Here is an 18,531-nt window from a genome sequence, read left to right as displayed (position 1 = left end):
AAAGCGGGGCGTTTTACGCGCGTATCCACCATGAGCGTGAGCTGAATAAATCGGTCCGGCTGCACCTGTTCAGCAACGCCGCCGGGCTGATGCCGGGCATGGTGCTGGAAGCCGACGGCAGCAATCTCAGTGACCTGAAAGAAGGTGTGCTGATAACCCTCACCACATACAGCGCTGCGCGCGACAGCCGCCTGCATGTATCGGTGTGGGGCATGCCGTACACCGAACAGTTCTGCTTCCGTCCGGAGGAAAAAACGCGTCCGAAAATGAACGGCACGCTCACGGCACGTGTTGAGAGCCGCGAGAAGAATGACACCTATGCCCATCTTGATAATCAGGGCCGCTACCGGGTGAAAATGGACTTCAGCCGGGAAGATGCCGGGCCGGGTTATCACTATCTGTGGATACGCCAGGCGAAGCCGTACGCTGGTGATACTTACGGCTGGCACACGCCGCTGACTGACGGCACGGAAGTGGGCATCGCCTACGACGACGGTGATATCGACCGCCCGTATATCGCGCATGCATTCCACGACTCAGAACATCAGGACATCGTCACCCGCGACAACCGCAGCCAGAACATCCTGCGCACGGCGGCACAGAACGAGCTGCGGATGGAGGACCAGCGCGGACAGGAACACATCGCGCTCACCACACCTTACGGTGCCACGCGGCTTAATCAGGGCCATATCGTTGATGAGCAGAACAAACAGCGGGGCTCAGGCTTTGAGCTGCGCACCGATGAACACGGTGTTATCCGCGTGGCAAAAGGCCTGTTTATCACCGCCGACGGACAGCAGAAAGCTGCTGGCGAAGTGCTGGACATGGACGCGGCGCTGAAAGAAATCGACATCTGCCAGCAGCAGCTGAAAGCCCTGGCCGCCGCCGCAGAACAGGCGCAGGCGCTGGAGGCGGATATCGCGAGCCAGAAAGCGATGTTCGACCAGCGCCTGAAACCGCTGAACGAAATGATCCACTTCCACGGCCCGCAGGGCGTGGCGTTCACCAGCGGCGAGCATATGCAGATGACCGCCAGCCAGAACGTGGCCATCAACGCCGGGGGAGACATCAGCAGCGGCTCAATGGGAAATACTGCGATTCTTGCCGGGGAAGGCGTCGGCCTGTTTGCAAGAACAGGCTCACTGACCCTGAACGCCAGCGAAGGCCCGGTGCAGATTCAGGCGCAGAACGGTGCGATGCACATCTCCGCAGAGCAGAAGCTGAGCCTGATATCGGCCAGCGATATGCTCTTTGCCGGCAAGAAGAAGGTGACGCTGATTGGTGGCGGAAGCTACCTGAAAATCGAAGGCGGGAAGATTGAGTACGGGACCAGTACGACGTATACGCGCAAGATTAAGCGGTCGGTGACGACGGGGCCCGCAGCCATACCTTTCCAGGCTGTAGCAGGGAGTGGTATTTGCCTGAGTTGCCTGATGAAAGCAGCGATGAATGGCAATGCATTTGTCGTTCGGGGGGATTGATGAGCAAATCATATGATTACATCATGCGTGAATTATTATGTCATCCAGAGTGTTCTTTATATGCTCTTGTAGATGGATTACAGTTTGAGCGCCATTTTGGATATGAAATCGAATCTGAAATTGCTATTACATATCCACTCTTTGATCTTTACCCCGATTCTAAACTGGCTTTTGCTGGACCATGGCTAATCAGATTAAACCGTTCTGAATTTTATCGGGGAAGACTGAAAGAACTCGATATGAAGTATCCTGCTCTCTCATGGTTACTTTCCCCATTGTCCCCTGAAGGTTTGCTTCAAAAGTTTAAAGAATTTCTCACTCTTGAACTCCCCAATGGAAAAAGTGCTTTGTTCAGATTTTATGATCCCAGGGTGTTAGAGCATTTAAGTGTCTGGCTTGAACTCCCTGAACGCTCTCGATTAATTCAGGGGGTGAAACAGTGGGTTTTAACATCAGGGGGGGAAGTTCTTGATCTTAGAACTGAACTTGATGAACGCAATTTTGGTAAAAGATGAAAGAGACGATCTGATGGTAATTAAATTGACGCAGGAAAAATTGGATCTATTAAGTCAGACTGAAAATGCAATGTATTTAAATGGTTTGTATAAACTAATCGTCACTCATTCTCCCGCTTTAAGAGAAGATCCTGAACTGCTACAGCGATTAAAGGATGCAGACGATTTTGTGAAGACCTATAGATTTAATGATAAAAAAGTAATGACTGATTTTTTAATCAACAGTGCATATGAACCATATTTCTATAAACACTATGCAGTCAGCCAATGGTTATTGAAGGGTTCTGAATCTGTTGAATGTGAATATATTAAATATCAACAAATTAAAGAACATTTGATGGGGCGAGTTGCTGGAGGAGCGCTATGAGTGAAATGGGAGAGACTCTTCCTATACCAGCCGGAAGGACAGGAACATTTCCTCGTGTCCGGGGAGGGCGTCTCGGTGGAATAATTAGTCTTATACAAAATTTGGATGAGGCCCGAGAGGCTTATCTCGCCAGGATGGCTGAGATGGAGAAAGTCAAAACTGAAGCTCAGACACTCACGAAGGAATTAAGTGAGGAAGGCTGTGATCAATGTATCTATACTCAAGGTATGGTTACTTTACAAAATATAGAAGGGTGGTCAGATATCAGCGTCGCGTATCAGTTTTATATTTGTCAGTTTCCGATTCACTTCCAGGTTATGAAAATAATGGAGTGGACCTACGGCGTTGCATTTGATGGATTTGTACCAAAAGAGTGCCTTCTAAAAGAGAGTAAGGCGAATTACGATCAGTTTTTTAATAGCAATGGTTCGCTTAAATTTTTTATTGCCTTATCTAAGGGAAATGATGGTCTTTTTCTGGAACAAGCAACTAAGCAATATGAGTTTGCAGTCCAAGGAATGCCAAAGGGGAGATTAGAATGGTATTTCATGCAGCCCGTAAGTGCAAATTATGCTCAAGACGCTTTCGCTATGAATGGGTTAAAGATTCCAACATTCTATAAACCAATGCCAGCCAATTTTACTAAAGATATTTTCCCTCAAGCTAAGTGAGAACATACATGTTTTTTAAAATCCAATGTGTTTTCTATAGAGAACGTAAAGCAACAGCACAAGAAATATTGTCCGAGTTGAATAAGTTTATAAGTTTAATTCCTGCGTGGAGTGTAAAACCAGAAAAATGGCTTATCGCTCATCCGTCAAAAACAATGGTTGCAATCTCTAATCAAGCTATAGATGAGGAGGCAATAACATATGTCGAATCCATGATGTCATTGAAAAAAAAGTTCAATTTAGTGCTGGCAGACGAAAGTAAAGATGATAGTATATTAACTGTGTGGCTAATGAATACTCCTGTGATTTCTGATAATAGATATTATTTAACCTTTACCATTTCCAATCTTCATAGTGATAATGGGAAGAATGTTTTTTCTGAATTTATACGTAGTATGTTAACTATTTCTGATTGGAATTTTAAATTTATCCTGCTGGATACAGAACAATATAAGCAAAACAGGAAGTGTGTTTTTCATGACAGGTTATCTGTTGGATGGATGTTGTACCTCCCGAAGCTTATAGATAAAACCCAAGTTCCGTCAGCATCTGAGGTCAGGGTTTTCGATGGTTTCGGGACTTTAATTATTTCCAGTGATACCTTCGATGGCAATGATATACAAGACATTATTGTAGCTAATAATGTCGAAATTGAGCTATCGGAAAATGGTGAGCTTCCTTTAATTTATGACGTTTAATTTTGACTGTCTATAATTGAAAGCTGGATCTTAGTTCTTCTTTAAACGTATCCACCATGAGCGCGAGCTGAATAAATCTGCCACTCTGCACCTGTTCAGCAACGCCGACGGGCTGATGCCGGGCATGGTGCTGGAAGCCGACGGCAGCAATCTCAGTGACCTGAAAGAAGGCGTGCTGATAACCCTCACCACATACAGCGCTGCCCGCGACAGCCGCCTGCATGTGTCGGTATGGGGCATGCCGTACAGCGAACAGTTCTGCTTCCGTCCGGAGGAAAAACCGCGTCCGAAGATGAACGGCACGCTCACGGCACGTGTTGAGAGCCGCGAGAAGAATGACACCTACGCCCATCTTGATAATCAGGGGCGCTACCGGGTGAAGCTGGATTTCAGCCGCGAAGACGCAGAGCCGGGTTATCACTATCTGTGGATACGCCAGGCGAAGCCGTACTCCGGCGACACTTACGGCTGGCACACGCCGCTGACTGACGGCACGGAAGTGGGTATTGCCTACGACGACGGTGATATCGACCGCCCGTATATCGCGCATGCGTTCCACGACTCAGAACACCAGGACATCGTCACCCGCGACAACCGCAGCCAGAACATTCTGCGCACGGCGGCACAGAACGAGCTGCGGATGGAGGACCAGCGCGGACAGGAACACATCGCGCTCACCACACCTTACGGTGCCACGCTCGTCACCCGCGACAACCGCAGCCAGAACATCCTGCGCACGGCGGCACAGAACGAACTACGAATGGAAGACCAACGCGGACAGGAGCACATCGCGCTCACCACACCTTACGGTGCCACGCAGCTTAATCAGGGCCATATCGTTGATGAGCAGAACAAACAGCGGGGCTCAGGCTTTGAGCTGCGCACCGATGAATATGGTGTTATTCGCGTGGCAAAAGGCCTGTTTATCACCGCCGACGGACAGCAGAAAGCTGCTGGTGAAGTGCTGGACATGGACGCGGCGCTGAAAGCCCTGGCCGCCGCCGCAGAACAGGCACAGGCACTGGAGGCGGATATCGCGAGCCAGAAAGCGATGTTCGACCAGCGCCTGAAACCGCTGAATGAAATGATCCACTTCCACGGCCCGCAGGGTGTGGCCTTCACCAGCGGCGAACATACGCAGATGACTGCCAGTCAGAACGTAGCCATCAACGCCGGGGGCGATATCAGCAGTGGCTCAATGGGCAATACGGCCATCCTTGCCGGGGAACAGATTGGCCTGTTTGCCCGAAGTGGCTCGCTGACCCTGAACGCCAGCGAAGGCCCGGTACAAATCCAGGCACAGAACGGCGAGATGCACATCTCCGCAGAGCAGAAGCTGAGCCTGTTATCGGCGAGCGACATGCTGTTTGCAGGTAAGAAGAAGGTGAAGCTGATTGGTGGCGGCAGCTACCTGAAAATCGAAGGCGGGAAGATAGAGTACGGGACCAGTACGACGTATACGCGGAAGATTAAACGATCGGTGACAACGGGGAGTGCTTCGAAGGATGCTGAATACCCATTTATGCCAGGAACGTCAGATACCTACAGGAGAAGCTTTGTTCTGGTTGATGACAGAACACTTCAACCTATATCGGGGCTTGGTTATATATTAGTTTCTGCATCTGGAACTGTGTCGAAAGGAAATAGCTGCGAAAATGGACTGACAAGTTTTATAAGTGATTCAGAAGAATCCGAGGTTGAGTTGACTATCTTGAAACAAGATTCATTAATTATCGGGTGAAACTATGTCTGAAACAAAAATAAAAGCCAAGCTAACTAATGACAAAGGCAATCAGAAAACCATTCCTGTAAAATTATTTAAAATTACGGATATCCCTGACGTGATGGATAAGCAAGGCTGGGTTATGTCAGCTCGCTTCATGCGAAAGTGGTTTTATGACCCATATTATGAAATGTCTTTAAATGAAAAGTTAAACAAAATTGACATGAAAAAGATCGACGGAATACATATTGTTGATGATCTCGATTTTGAATGGCTGTATACCTCATCTAAGAGGGTAGGTCCTGTTATTGATAATTATGTCAGTAATTTGGCATATGTTCGTGAGTACAATGGTTATCTGGGGCGTATTGAAGGGATTACAAACCAGTTGTCTAATGGCCTGATTGCCATTATTAAGCGACTTGAGCGTTTAGGTGTGGTAGATGTGAAATCTAAGGTCATCCATAATAAAATATTGGATTTTAGCTCGCTATCTGCAATTGATTTAGATAAAACTAGCCAGTTTAACTACTTTCCAATAGGTAGCACGCTCTGGGAAAAAGCAACTGATGAGTTAGATGATGTTTACGGAGCTTTAGGTTCTTTTATTGTAAAGATCGCATTTCTAAATATGATAGTAGCAAAGGATAAAAATGGTCTTTTTAGGATTGAAATTAATAAAATTGGTTTGTATGTTAGAGATACTTATGAGTTCATGAATGATGGTGACGATCAACCATTAGGTTATTGGGGGTGGGATAATGTGATAAAGCCCGGTATAATAAGTGAACTCATGAAGAAGAGTGTGATAAATAAAGATGGTAATGATTACTACAGAGTGACAAATAGTTCATTTGTTCAATATAGAAATAAGTGCCAAGAAGAAAAGTCGGATACAACAGGAGATTTTTTGTATTCTCTACGGTGAAGGAAATATCAGTGGATATTGTAATACATCTAAGTAGCATAGATCTCGAAGAATATGCGGCAAGGAGTCCACGGGATGTTTAGAATGTTCAAGTTAATAGAGGTGCCTATGTTTGCAATTATTTTACTCACATGCGTTGCCTTACTCACAGTTAAAATATTAGCTTACAGAAATGCTATCTCTGGCGCGAAATATTGGAATGAGAGAAAAACATGCTATTTAATAGCGTATAGGCCAAACTACAAGCCTTATGGAGGCATTGGTCGGGTTTTAAACTTATTCTCAAACCAATCTTTTTTTGCTGTCTATAATATAAATGACGAGGAATTGAAAAGTTCTGCCTGGTATTTTTGGTAATATCAATTTTCTGATTTGGTGGCTCCGGAGTGGTCAGGTATGGATGTATTATACCCATCTGATCAAGGATGGTCTGGTTGGACATTACATGAATGTGGTTTAGTAAAATATAACGGAATTAATTAATGGGATAAGTGCTTGTTTTTGAGTGGTGACATATAGAATAACGATGGGAATTAATGTTTTTAAGTTATTTAACAGAAAGGAGTCGATTCAAAATGATTTTTCTAGGTCAGGATTTTAGTCTTTTGACGTTAAAGGGCTAATTTATCCATTTTTCATATCACTTGAAAATAAAGGTTTTTTTGCCGATTCAACCCGCTTTATGGCTAAGTCAGAAAACTTGTCAAAAGTTGAATGGTTAGTTGAGCGATGTTTTCATAAAGGTAATATGCAAGAAAAAGATCGTCTTTATGATCATGGGAAAACACTTTGCTATTACAAGTTTGATGATTTAAATTTTTGTGCTGTTGATATCATAACCAATGATAATGGGTTTATTTCTGAAATGGTTGATTTAAAAATAGAGCCACCATCCCCAGATGAGGTGTTTCCTCATCTGGATCTTGATTCCTACGGGAGTTTGCAAGGAGAGTTGGCATTCTGGTGGGATGTGTATTGGGGACCTTTCTGGAACAGTTTGGCAGAAGATGAACGTAAAGAGTATATTGAAAAAAATAACCTGTCGCCTGGGGCTGTTTCATTTTTAGTTCATCATCAGAGATAGTAATAAATATGCAAAATAATCTCCCCTCGCTCTGTGAAACTCTATTCGGCAATTTCACCGGAGGCCTCGATCTCCATCAGGTCAATGAACAAAACCAGGTGATTCTGTCCGTGCTCGACAATATGCAGCGGATCCTCAACTGCCGTGCCGGGACGCTGGCGCATTTGCCAGACTACGGTCTGCCGGATATGACCAAAATCCTGCAAGGTATGCCGGGCACTGCACATCAGTTACTCAAAACCTTTTCCGATGTGCTGCTCAAGTACGAGCCTCGCCTGAAAAGTATCAACGTTATCCTGCTTGACCAGGAAATCCCCGGCGAATTGCGTTACGCCATTGATGCCGAGCTAAAAGGCATCGGCCTTGTCCGCTACGGCACGGAGTTTATGCCGGAAGGGCGAGTGCTGATTCGTCACCTCAAACAGCAGAATTATCTCGATACCAAATCCCATATACAGGGCTCATTTATCTGACGAAAACCACAGGGAAAGTATGTCAGCCAAAGCACGATTTATGAAAAAACTGCAGGAGCAGCAGCCCCGCAGCCGCGTTTTTGACAGCAAAAGTCAGGCCGATATTGCCGAGTTTTGTGAGCGAATGAACCAGCTTCAGGAAACAATGGAAAGCTGGCTCACCGGGACGGGCATCAGCATTGAAGCGATGCCGGTGTCGGTTCTCGACGCCTTTGCGGGCAACCATTCCTTCACCGTCCCCGCTATTGCTCTGCGTTATAAAAACCGACTGGTGAAATTTACCCCTGTGTTTTTGTACGGGCAGGGTGTGACGGGGGGCATCGAAGTGACATTTTGCAGTGAAGGTCGCATTACGCCGTTATACCGCCTTTTTATGCGTTCGGGAGAGGATGCGAACTGGTCATTCAGTACATTTGGCTGCCCGGCGGCTCCCCGAACGGTGTTCAGTGAAAATGCATTTTTCGACATGATTAGCGTACTGCTACCAGAGTAAACCTCGCTTTCTGCTTATCCTCAGGGATGGAACCACTATGCACGATGTTCAACCTCGCCCGGTGAGAACCGGCAGTGACCCACGTCAGCTACCTGATTTCATTGCGCTGCGCGATGAGATGGCCAAACTCACACATCCGGCACGTCCCGACGTGAACTGGTCGCAGGTGGAGGCGCTATCGCTCTCATTATTTGAGCTAAATGGCGTCGAGTTACAAACCGGTGCGTGGTATACGCTTGCACGTAGCCACCTGGCCCGTATCAATGGCCTGAATGAAGGGCTGGCTATCCTGAATGCCCTGCTGAGCCATCAATGGGCGCAGTTCTGGCCGCAACCGATTCATGCTCGCGCAGAAATCCTCAACGGGCTTTTGCAGCGCTTGCAGAAGCTTTTTCGCACATTTTCACTCGATCATGGTGATTTGTCTGCGCTAGTGCAGACAGAAGGGCTGCTACGATCCATCAATGATATTTTGGTGCGTCAGGAGCTGAAACATGTCTGCCTGACTGCGCCGCTGATGCAGCAGATACAAGGTGCGTTGACACGTCTTGAAAACAGCTCGGCACAAGACAGTGGACTGCAGGCGGTGACGCTGCCACCACAGGCGCTGGTCGCGGAATCGGCCCTGGAAAAACCATCTTCTGCCAGCCGCCTGGTGTACGTTATTCGTCCTGAGCCAGAGTTGAATGTGCAGGTCGTGCATGCGGCAACACCGCAGCCGAAGCGCTGGCCGGTGTTTCTGGCGGGAGTCTGTTCCGCATTGGTGTTGAGTTCTATTGCACTCACTGGCTGGCACTATATATCCAGGGTAGATGAGGCTACGGATGCGCTTGCAGCTTCGGTGGCTCCTCTTCCTCAGGCGCTGAGCAGTGCTCAAGTGCAGACACTTCAGCAATCTGATAAAGACAAACTTGACCCTACAGGCTGGCTGAAAAATGCATCATTGCAGCTGGATAGTCTGGCCGCACTTCCTCCTGACTGGATATATCAGTATGGCAATGGGTTGCTGGCACAGGCAAAGGTGCTGTGGCCCCAGAAACCCGAAGTCGCTGAACTACAGCAGAAGTGGCAACAACGACAGGCCGAAAACAAACTCTCTGCAAGCGCATTAACTGGCTGGCATGAAGGCATGCAGCAACTTCAGGTGTTGGCCGACAGGCTCAATACGCTGGACGGACAGAAAGGCAAATACATCACCGTCAGCGAACTGAAATCCAGCGTCTACCAGATGATGAACAGCTTTAACCAGACGATCCCACTGGAAGAACAACTTCGTGTGATGCAGGGCCAGCAGGGCGATGCCGCACTGGTTACGCAACAGCAAATTCAGCGTCATTTGAACGGGGTGACTCAGTTATTTGCAGAGCAAAAATCTCCCCCTGTAACGCCTTAAAAAGGCGATGACAGCTTCGTTTTGGCAAAGAGAAAGGAGGCACTGCATGAGAAGTAGAATTGTCGAAGACATGATTAGCAAAGTGGAAAGCACTGCTGAAAAAGATCGGGTAACTCGGGATGAAATGATTCTGGTGGTTGCGACGATAATGAAAGCGATGATGGGGCTTAAAACGAAAAACGGACGTCTTTCGACGTCCGTTAATACTGAATTTGGTGCCCGGACTCGGAATCGAACCAAGGACACGGGGATTTTCAAAACTCGTGCCTGTTGGGGCACTAATAATACATATAACTCATAACATCCTTCGCAGATCCATGGAACTTATCGTTGCATCAACTCTGCATGGGGCAAACCGGCTACGGGCATTCGAATCGCCCAGGGAAATCGCTTAGGGTCACTTGCTTCATATTGGTTAACTTCGACACGAGGGAGATTACGTTTGTCGTAGATAGTACCCAATCGCAGCGTGAGACTCGCGGGGGCCGCCAGAAATAGCGATATTTCAACAATACCTTGCTGTGCTAAAGTCATGACAATATCCAGAAACTGCTGCGCGAGATGCTGCTGCTTAGATTCCGACCAGTGAGAATGAGTATTACGTCCTACTAAATCTGCTTTGATGATTGGAACATCACTTTCAACCATTTGCACATCAGCTTCAAGAACATCGTAAGATGCAGACACGCAGAGAGCTACACGTTTTACAGTAGTGTTTATGGCATCAAGCCCTGTTACAACGAAACGGTTACCATCATCTTCATCAGTAAGCGCTCGCCAGGTATGCTGTCTCCGATCCCAGTCCATGATTAATGTTCGAGACTCATCATCGACAATGACACCGAGCAAAAAGAGAAATGGAACTGGTGCAAGTCCACCGAGTACGAATGATATATCTGACCTGTCGAGCCCATCACACCTTCGAGCTAAGTCGTCTGGGAGGTTCGTCAGCCGACGTATTGCTGCATCGGGACTGAGGATCGCACCATCGGCCACTCCCCCCTTTCTAAGGTCAATTGTCACCTGTTCACGGCGTCCCTGTATTGACAAAGGAACTGCGGAAGCTAAAGATTGTCCCTGGTAATCTCTCAGCCCTCTTGCTTCAATAACGATCACTTTCTTTCTGCTTTCACTACGGATATCTCGGACAATCAGTGAAATTCCTAAGAAGACGATTATGATAGCGATGATAAACACGCCCCAACTTAGAGCGCCAGCACTACCGGAAGAGTCCCAGCTGAAAATATAGTTGCCTTGGGATGAGGGTATTGTCACACCAAGAGTCAATCCTGTAAGAACCACTGCAAAGAGCGGTACTCCAATTCTCACTAGAGCTAGGCCTACAGACCGTTTCCTGAAGACCCAGTCAATTAGTGAGCGCAGAAAATAGCTTATCAAGATGATGACTCCAAAACTTCAACAACTGAAGGGTTAGTGTTTCGACAGAATAAAGTACAAGATAGAGTAAGTCTTCGCCACCATCGCAACCGGACGATTAGCAATACAGCAAACTCGATTCCTCTTTCCCCTTCAACCAAATCGGTCATTGAGTAAACGTCCTGAGAGCTCGGTGTGACTGAAAAACGGGGGTGAGAGTGCCATTCTCCAAGGTAGTTGAATCGATCATATTGATGCCCTGTACTGTGAAAAAAAGCATTTAGGGCTTCGTTATGTGTCTCTGAATCGCGAACAAAATGAGCTTTCCCGCCAGTCTGACTATCAATCGACAGGTCAACAACGCGAAAATGGCCCGGAGCAATTTGTTCTCCCATCATCACACCACCAATTTCTCTGCTGCCAGCGGCTTTAAGGGCTTTACGCAGCTTGCCTTTGACATTTTCAGCGATCTCAACCTGCATCATTTTCTCCGGGGAACAAGTCGGCTAGCAATTGCTGGTAAGCCTCGGGATCTCCTAGTTGTACTTCTATATCCCATCCATCACTTTCTCCAAGATCAATTGGTCTAACGTCAAATGGGGCGGTGAATATCCAGCTGTCAGTCATTCCGATAAGGTAGACGGAATAAGGGAAAATTGTCGAATTGGGGCGGACGAGAAGATCAGTTGCATAACGAGATAAGTGCGCTGCAATAACGGAAACATCGGCGTCATCTGCAATTAGCGGTTCCCCAGAGGCATCAAGTTGTGAGTATGGCTGCGAAATCTCACTTTCAGGCCAGGCTATGCCCTGCTCGGAATACCAGTTTTCTATCCGCTGTCTGGCGGTAAGTGGCGTGGGATCTATATCCGGGCGTAGTCGAACGACTATACCCCCCGCCCCACCGCCGAACACTTGTGCCCAGCAAATCGGTTTCTTTGCCCTTCGTGAAATTGATGCGCAAAGATTGAAAACCACTGGGTCAGCGGTTGCGTCTATGATTAAATCGCTCTCTGCGATATATCTCATCGTTGCAGAAGTTGCTCCTCCACTCTCTTGCCCACCTAAAACTGTAGTGCGGCTAATAACTTCGCATTCGGCATTGACTTCCTTAAGCCTGGCTGCCAGTGCTTGTGATTTATGCATACCAACGGCCCGCCAATCTAACTCGTTGCGAACCAGATTCCCTGAAGCAAGTAAATCTCCATCAACGAGTACAAATTGCCCAACACCAGATCGAGCGAGATGTACGGCTACTTTTGACCCAACGGATCCGCAACCGACTATTGCAACTTTCGCAGTTTTAAGACGAGCAAACTCGGGAGCAAGACGCACACGGTCAATATCAACAATAATTTTATCGTAGTTGACCAGCTTGCGATTGTCTGAAGCACCGTAAGCCATTGAGACCTGATGATTAGTGCCATTGAAAAGAATAAGCCCTAAAGGACCTGATACCTGTAATAATTCGGGGAGCACAGATTCGAAGTTGTGGCTTTCAAGCAATGAAACCAGTTCATCAAGATTGTCGTACGCGACTGATGCGCCTTCGGGCACACGGATAATCTTAGTCGCTACAGTACTCGCCCCGTAACCACGCCTGTTCGGTGCGATCCACATAGAATCATCTACAGGTCCAATTCGTGTAAGCTGAGCTGCAAAAGCACCAGCATAAAGGTGCTCTTGAATTTCCGCATCGACCACCTGACCCTCTTCTACCATTAACAAACCTTCAAAGACTCTTGGAGAGTAAAGGAAACGAAATACGGCATTTCTTGCCCACTGAGAGGGAAGGACTCGATGTTCTGATGGAGCGGTTTCCCCAGTCTCCTGTTCGGATAAAAGTAAACGATAGGCACTTTCAATCATCATTGCGCCGGTGATTTCGGGAGTCCAATTATCTGAGCGAAACTGTAAACAAAGTTCTCCAGCCTCTCCATATTGATGATCAGACAAACGTTTCCCATCCCGTGGAACGACTGAAGGAGGAACATCAGGGAAATATTCGGGGTATGTAATTGTTAACGGAATTAGACGTTCTGCCACTTGCAAATCAAAGTCAGCAGCAAGTCGCAAGTTACTGACTACATGCCACTTTATATTAGTGAGCCATGTATTCCGCTCTTCTAGATCCGAAATGGCGGTACGTTCGGACTGTACACGGATAGACTGATCAACCCACCAAATCATGCAAACCCCTTTGGTGAAGTTGGCTCCCGACGAGTATTTGGAAATGCCGGTGTGCTCGCTGCAGCAACCCCCAGAGCTGCAACTCCTGTTGCTGGTTGCAACATTGATCCTGGCGTAGGGCTAAGGCGTGTTACAGCTCTGTCTGCTACCGCTCCCATATGAGGTCGGACGCTTTCAACTAAGCGGCGTTTTTCAATCTGATGTGCTAAATTTCCAAAATCTTGCCGAGCCTGGTCGAGCCACTCGTAGAACGCATCTTTTCTCTCAGGATGATTCGGCCATTTATCCGCGAAATTTTCGAGGGGGTCGGAAGGGTTACGAATGATATAACGATCCCCATCACGTTCGATAAACGAGTCCATTCGAGAAAGGATTGAATAGAGAGCATCGGCTATCTTTACTTCACCATTATAAGCATGCGCGGCAAGGGTAGTTATAATGATCGATATAGGGCGCTCGTCGTAACGCTTTTCAAACATACCGTCACGGTGGCGTTTCAAGATCATTATCGCTGACTGGAGCGGGGTCCGAACTTTGTAGTCAGGGATCTCCTCGACACTAGCTTTGATTGATTCCGCAAGCATTTTTCTCCGCTGTTCAAAAACATCTCTCATCCGCATTTTGAACCACTCAGCATATCCCTTGGGATTTGATCGCTGCCAATTATCAGAAAGCACCTGGTAAACAGGAGATTCGATATCAGTAATGACCATTGCTGTCTCGGACCATTTGAGATCGTAGCCATAAGTCTCAAGTAATATACGTTGCTGGGTAGCGTTAGGGAGAGAGGGGACGACATCCATGTGAAATTGGGCGCCGTCTGCATAGTCCAGAACCCAGCATCGCCGGCCTTCACGAACGGGCTTAACCATATTTTGAGCTTTACGATAAGCTTTGATCTCATCGCCGACCAGAGTCTTTAAATTACGCTGAGTAAGATCCTTGGTACCGAGGCTTTGGAGTAAGCAAACAGAATCTACATCGTACTCCTCTGCATCATTCAAAGGACGAATCGCTGTACCCAGTCGGAATGAACCCTGTACGTAAACTTGTGGATCGTATTTGGCAACGGCGGACTCCGGACGGTGAAGCCATTCTCCAAGTGATGTATAGCTCCGACATGCCTGCTCGTATCGTGAGTCACTGATTGCAAGTTCTTCGGCTAGTGCTGTGAGAAAATCTTCGGCGTTTTTTGTTGGCATGCCCCTACCCTCCCTGATTATGTCATTGTTCTATCATAAAATATGAAGCTTTTTATATCTTTACGCTCAAACTCCAACTTAGCTCTGGCTCACTATCTTTATCCACTGATCATTCTTTCTGAGAATAAGTGCTCACAAACAGTGAACACATTTCCATGGCATAAGCCGCTTAAGTGATCGTCTACAAAATTGCCATCGTAATCGTACGTAGGATATGGGGTTATCGGAGTTCTATTCAATGATGGAAGCCAAAAAATTTGATGATTAAAGCATCAGTTTGGTAAAAACAGCACCGATGCCTTAGTTATTCCTAACATATCGATTTGTGGTCACAATCAAGGAACCGTCAACTGCTGATTACTCAATACGTGTCAACTCGTAATGACCAACAGTTTTACGGCTTGTGAAGTAGTTCCCATTAAGTATGCGTTTACCTTTTAGGCTTAGTTTAAGAATTGCCGTTCCTCTATACGGAGCTTCCTCGTCAAAATTTGCTTTATGTTTAGGAGTTGTTAAAAAGACATAATAGAGTACTGCTCGCCCAGTTTCTTCATCCTTCTTAGGTTTAGCCACTAACGTCTGTGAGTCTGAGCCTTCAGCTTCAACATCCATTCCAATTTTAAGAAAGGATTGCTTAATCGTTGCATTAGCTCGTGATGTACCTTTTTTATCTCCCCATTCCCAATGGATAACCATATCCCAGGTTCCATTTAAATCAGGGAAGAGCAGATCGTTTAATATAGGTAAAGCTTTCCATAGCCGGCGCCAACCAAAGTAAAACAGTGATAATAAAAGGGCATTGAGAAGTAGTGAGCCCCCTGTTGCAATTGATATAGCAGAGGAGAAAGTTATATTTTTATCGAATACAACCCATAAAATCCATAAAATCAGGCAGCATATAACTGCATAGACCACAGCAATCAAGGATATAACTTTCCCTATTGGAATTAAGTTTATCATTGTAACTCCTCATAGTGAGTTTCCTTTCCATTCTCAAATATAGAAAGACGCCCGCCTTCGCTTACAATACCTGTAAATTTTATTTCTTCGATAAAAGAACCATAGAGTGCTGCAACGAAACGTCCACCGACAAACCTTGATCTGTCAAACCAAATGCTAGGTATTATTTGAGGGGAGAAATATTGTGCTATATGTGTAATATTTCCTGATTCATCTAAAATGTGAAAACCGTCATGATATTTATTGTCTTTACTTGATATATCAGAAAGCAAATCTATTGTAGAACCATTTTGTATAGGGTTTGTATCCCTCAGATTTGTTATAGAAAGATTTTTGGTATCATTGCAGATAATTAATCCGATCCCAGTGAAATTACTATGGCTAGATATTTTCCAAATATCATGGAGTAATTCATACAGTAATTCTTTTGTCATTATTTGTTGTATGCTTATGGTTAGGGTGAGTGATTAATGCACATTATCCGATACCTTCTTTTATAAGGGAAGGGGTGATTTTCAATTGCATGAGTTTTCAGTAGTAGAAGTATGAGTATCTATTGATATGCATTATGGACTGACCCCGCCCCGGTAGACGATCCTGCCCTATAGTTTGAGCATAGGAGGAGCGTATGGCACACCACGATTTACACCTGAATTTAAGGAAGAAGCCGTCCGTCAAATAACGGAATAGCTATCGCTAATGTTTGCGAGAAATTTCCGATTTTGTGCAAAATGCCACCAGTGTCTTTGCATTTAGTGGCTGACAGAAAGAACATTTCAGGTTACTAATTATACTCAAGATTGAGCTGATGGAACTAGTCTCACTCTAGCCCGACGTTCTCCGGGCGTGATGGTGGATTCGTTGGGATTCCTTGATGGAACTAACTCAACTGAAGGTGTAAAAGGAGCTTGTTGGTATACTATTCTGGGCAATCCGTGGCTGGAAAACTGGGCGGTGTTGAGAAAAAGGCTCATGGCCTGAAGACGACACCGGAAATCGAGCTATTGCCTCATAGCAGCGGTCTTATCTTCAGACTAAACAAGGGCAGGTGCTACTGGAAATCGAAGACAGACACGGCAAGAAATTCCGCACCTGTTGATCACTACTAGAGAGTGACGATAAGGGTAGTGTGTTCTTTATTCCCGATTAATTCGATGAGGACAGCTGCACATTGCTTGTCTGGGCCATGGTGCAATTTTCTTGAAAATTTAAAGGGTAGATAATGAGAGATTTTAATTCTGGCGACATAGTTGGTGATGTGAACATCATTGATAACTCAAATAATAATCAGTTCAAACTATTGATTCACTGTGATAATGAAGAATTGCTCCAAGAGGAAGTACATCGATGGAATCTGGTTAAAAAAGAAAGAAATCAACGATTTACTGGGGTTTTGTGGGTTTTTGCTTTTTGCGCTGTGCTGTTACTCATTGCTGCTGGTTGGTATTTCATCACGGGCAAAATGGAGTTAATAAACTCACTGATTGGTGGAGCAGGTGTTGTAGTTGGGCTGATGAATCTAGCAAATGCTGATAAACCTACTGAATTTGAAGTGAGGCAGTTGAATACACTGAAGGAAATAAATACGTTGCTCCGGGAGAGAGGGGTACGGTAATGATTCCAGATGAGGCTGTTTGCATATTAGAAGAGAAAATGATCCTTCTCTGGACCGGACAAAGACCGGATGTAGCCTTGCAGTAATGAACCCGTTAGCCAGGTACTGTGTGGAAATGGTGTCTATTGGGAATTTGAATTCTGACAGATAGGGCTACAGCGACCAGAGGGGTTGGTAGCTACTTAAGAGAAAAGTTCATGCTGGATCGCAGAAGCAGGGGGGTAACATCTGCGGCCAGTGCGACCAGAAATCTACCGGAACCCCAGAAAGCAAAAACCCAGCCATAGGCTGGGTTCTTTAAATAGTGGTGCCCGGACTCGGAATCGAACCAAGGACACGGGGATTTTCAATCCCCTGCTCTACCGACTGAGCTATCCGGGCAACGGGGCGCATTAAACCCGATCTGCCCCCGGTCGTCAACGAAATTTGTTGTTTTCGTTACAGACTGCGCAATCTCTCACCATTTCGCCGTAAACTTAAGCGAAAAGGTGTGTCCAGAGCGCAGAGAGCGGCATGGCGATCAATAGCGCGGGCAGCATATTCACCACGGCAAACATCTTAATTCCGCAGATGCGCAACCCGGTTGCCAGCAGGAGCAGTCCGCCAACGGCAGTGAAATCGGCCATCATTGCCGGCGTTGTCAGCGGGAGAATCAATGTGGCGCAGGTGGCGAGCGCCAGCTGGATTATCAGCATCGGGACGCAAATCACCGCAACGGCGACGCCAAGGGTAGTGGCGAAAATGGTGGCTGTGAAGAAATCGAGAAACGCTTTTGCAATCAATATGCTCGGGTCGCCGGTCATCCCTTCCTGCATCGAACCAAAAATCCCCGTACCGCTGGCGCAAAACAGAATAATAATTGCTACATAGTTCTGAATAAACGACTCATGCGAACCGTGTTTCGCCTTGCTGCCTGGTCGGGAAATCAGGCTTTTGGCTCTACTCACCGCACTGTTAATGCCTTTTTCCAGATAGCAGAATTCGCCAATTAGCGCGCTGAGCAGGGTCGCCAGCACCATCACTGGCAGGTTGGCGCACTTGATCACCAGCAAAATGCCAATCCCTAACGATGCCAGTCCGAATATTGAGGGCATAAATGAGCGAATACGCTCTGGCAACCGCTGACTCAACACTGCGCCGATAACACCGCCCAGCAATACGGCTCCCGCATTGATAAATGGCCCGATAACCACGCTTAACTCCTGTTACTTAATCATTGGTATTGCATGATTATGACATGTTAGTGCTGCATTACGCTTGGCTTTGGGTGGTTTAATGCATAATGATTCCTTCTTGCACCTGAAAATAAAAGGTGACATTATTGCGCGAATTTTCTCCTCCCTGTCTCACCACTCGGTGAG

19 protein-coding genes, 1 tRNA gene and 2 pseudogenes are annotated in these 18,531 nt (G+C 46.4%); 14 read left to right on the top strand and 8 right to left on the bottom strand.

Translation table 11 applies throughout. The annotated features are described in order from the left end of the window. The 12 genes and pseudogenes from WB237_RS17175 to WB237_RS17120 all read left to right on the top strand — a co-directional run. Positions 1–1,481, top strand: a 1,481-nt coding sequence (locus WB237_RS17175) for a DUF2345 domain-containing protein (RefSeq protein WP_336214802.1), incomplete at its 5' end; no start/stop codon positions are given. Next, the gene (locus tag WB237_RS17170; protein WP_336214800.1) at positions 1,481–1,996 is read left to right on the top strand and encodes a DUF4123 domain-containing protein; all 516 of its coding nucleotides are present in this window, start codon (positions 1,481–1,483) and stop codon (positions 1,994–1,996) included. The genes WB237_RS17175 and WB237_RS17170, both read left to right, overlap by 1 nt. After that, a complete protein-coding gene (locus tag WB237_RS17165) occupies positions 1,950–2,363 on the top strand; it encodes a hypothetical protein (protein ID WP_336214831.1) in 414 nt (137 codons plus the stop codon). The genes WB237_RS17170 and WB237_RS17165 overlap by 47 nt, the downstream gene beginning before the upstream one ends. Continuing rightward, the gene (locus WB237_RS17160; protein ID WP_336214798.1) at positions 2,360–3,034 is read left to right on the top strand and encodes a restriction endonuclease fold toxin 5 domain-containing protein; all 675 of its coding nucleotides are present in this window, start codon (positions 2,360–2,362) and stop codon (positions 3,032–3,034) included. Before WB237_RS17165 ends, WB237_RS17160 begins: the two co-directional genes overlap by 4 nt. A gap of 8 nt (positions 3,035–3,042) precedes the next feature. Then, positions 3,043–3,732, top strand: a complete 690-nt coding sequence (locus tag WB237_RS17155) for a hypothetical protein (RefSeq protein ID WP_336214796.1) — start codon at positions 3,043–3,045, stop codon at positions 3,730–3,732. A gap of 37 nt (positions 3,733–3,769) precedes the next feature. Further along, positions 3,770–5,473, top strand: a pseudogene (locus WB237_RS17150) (DUF2345 domain-containing protein); the annotation flags it as partial. Between the two features lie 4 nt (positions 5,474–5,477). Continuing rightward, the gene (locus WB237_RS17145; RefSeq protein WP_336214794.1) at positions 5,478–6,383 is read left to right on the top strand and encodes a DUF6402 family protein; all 906 of its coding nucleotides are present in this window, start codon (positions 5,478–5,480) and stop codon (positions 6,381–6,383) included. Positions 6,384–7,065: 682 nt separating this feature from the next. Continuing rightward, a complete protein-coding gene (locus WB237_RS17140; RefSeq protein ID WP_336214792.1) occupies positions 7,066–7,467 on the top strand; it encodes a hypothetical protein in 402 nt (133 codons plus the stop codon). Between the two features lie 8 nt (positions 7,468–7,475). Continuing rightward, positions 7,476–7,940, top strand: a complete 465-nt coding sequence (gene tssE / locus WB237_RS17135) for a type VI secretion system baseplate subunit TssE (protein ID WP_442892515.1) — start codon at positions 7,476–7,478, stop codon at positions 7,938–7,940. A 40-nt stretch (positions 7,941–7,980) separates the two neighbouring features. Further along, a complete protein-coding gene (locus WB237_RS17130; RefSeq protein ID WP_336214790.1) occupies positions 7,981–8,433 on the top strand; it encodes a hypothetical protein in 453 nt (150 codons plus the stop codon). 37 nt (positions 8,434–8,470) lie between these two features. Continuing rightward, on the top strand, positions 8,471–9,826 hold the full coding sequence (locus tag WB237_RS17125) for a VasL domain-containing protein (protein WP_336214788.1): 1,356 nt from the start codon (positions 8,471–8,473) through the stop codon (positions 9,824–9,826). A 46-nt stretch (positions 9,827–9,872) separates the two neighbouring features. After that, positions 9,873–10,127, top strand: coding sequence for a hypothetical protein (locus WB237_RS17120; RefSeq protein ID WP_336214786.1), 255 nt, complete (start codon positions 9,873–9,875; stop codon positions 10,125–10,127). A gap of 23 nt (positions 10,128–10,150) precedes the next feature. Here WB237_RS17120 and WB237_RS17115 read toward each other — a convergent pair whose 3' ends face one another. The 6 genes from WB237_RS17115 to WB237_RS17090 form a co-directional block, all read right to left on the bottom strand. Next, on the bottom strand, positions 10,151–11,224 hold the full coding sequence (locus WB237_RS17115) for an SAVED domain-containing protein (RefSeq protein ID WP_336214784.1): 1,074 nt from the start codon (positions 11,222–11,224) through the stop codon (positions 10,151–10,153). Next, positions 11,221–11,688 carry a Mov34/MPN/PAD-1 family protein gene (locus WB237_RS17110; RefSeq protein ID WP_232103856.1) on the bottom strand — a complete coding sequence of 156 codons (468 nt, stop codon included), beginning with the start codon at positions 11,686–11,688 and terminating at the stop codon, positions 11,221–11,223. The genes WB237_RS17115 and WB237_RS17110 overlap by 4 nt, the downstream gene beginning before the upstream one ends. Further along, positions 11,675–13,393 (bottom strand): ThiF family adenylyltransferase, encoded by a 1,719-nt coding sequence (locus WB237_RS17105; RefSeq protein WP_336214781.1) that lies wholly within the window; start codon positions 13,391–13,393, stop codon positions 11,675–11,677. The genes WB237_RS17110 and WB237_RS17105 overlap by 14 nt, the downstream gene beginning before the upstream one ends. After that, on the bottom strand, positions 13,390–14,595 hold the full coding sequence (locus tag WB237_RS17100) for a nucleotidyltransferase domain-containing protein (protein WP_336214779.1): 1,206 nt from the start codon (positions 14,593–14,595) through the stop codon (positions 13,390–13,392). The genes WB237_RS17105 and WB237_RS17100 overlap by 4 nt, the downstream gene beginning before the upstream one ends. Positions 14,596–14,952: 357 nt before the next feature. Further along, positions 14,953–15,555, bottom strand: a complete 603-nt coding sequence (locus tag WB237_RS17095) for a hypothetical protein (protein ID WP_129995009.1) — start codon at positions 15,553–15,555, stop codon at positions 14,953–14,955. Beyond that, the gene (locus WB237_RS17090; protein WP_336214776.1) at positions 15,552–15,989 is read right to left on the bottom strand and encodes a hypothetical protein; all 438 of its coding nucleotides are present in this window, start codon (positions 15,987–15,989) and stop codon (positions 15,552–15,554) included. Before WB237_RS17090 ends, WB237_RS17095 begins: the two co-directional genes overlap by 4 nt. Before the next feature lie 391 nt (positions 15,990–16,380). On the opposite strand from WB237_RS17090, the pseudogene WB237_RS23065 reads away from it, so the two are divergent. Both WB237_RS23065 and WB237_RS17080 read left to right on the top strand, forming a co-directional pair. Then, positions 16,381–16,589 (top strand): annotated as a pseudogene (locus tag WB237_RS23065) (type VI immunity family protein); the annotation flags it as partial. Positions 16,590–16,777: 188 nt separating this feature from the next. Beyond that, positions 16,778–17,170 (top strand): hypothetical protein, encoded by a 393-nt coding sequence (locus WB237_RS17080; protein ID WP_019211382.1) that lies wholly within the window; start codon positions 16,778–16,780, stop codon positions 17,168–17,170. Positions 17,171–17,475: 305 nt separating this feature from the next. Here WB237_RS17080 and WB237_RS17075 read toward each other — a convergent pair. Next, positions 17,476–17,551: transfer RNA gene (locus tag WB237_RS17075), tRNA-Phe, on the bottom strand. 95 nt (positions 17,552–17,646) lie between these two features. Then, the gene (locus tag WB237_RS17070) at positions 17,647–18,363 is read right to left on the bottom strand and encodes a DUF554 domain-containing protein (protein WP_336214772.1); all 717 of its coding nucleotides are present in this window, start codon (positions 18,361–18,363) and stop codon (positions 17,647–17,649) included. Positions 18,364–18,531: the final 168 nt, after the last annotated feature.

Origin of the sequence: Enterobacter sp. P82, from assembly GCF_037053385.1 — a bacterium.
Classification (GTDB): domain Bacteria; phylum Pseudomonadota; class Gammaproteobacteria; order Enterobacterales; family Enterobacteriaceae; genus Enterobacter.
The sequence above is the reverse complement of the archived record's forward strand: the minus strand, read 5'-3'. Positions and strand labels throughout refer to the sequence as shown.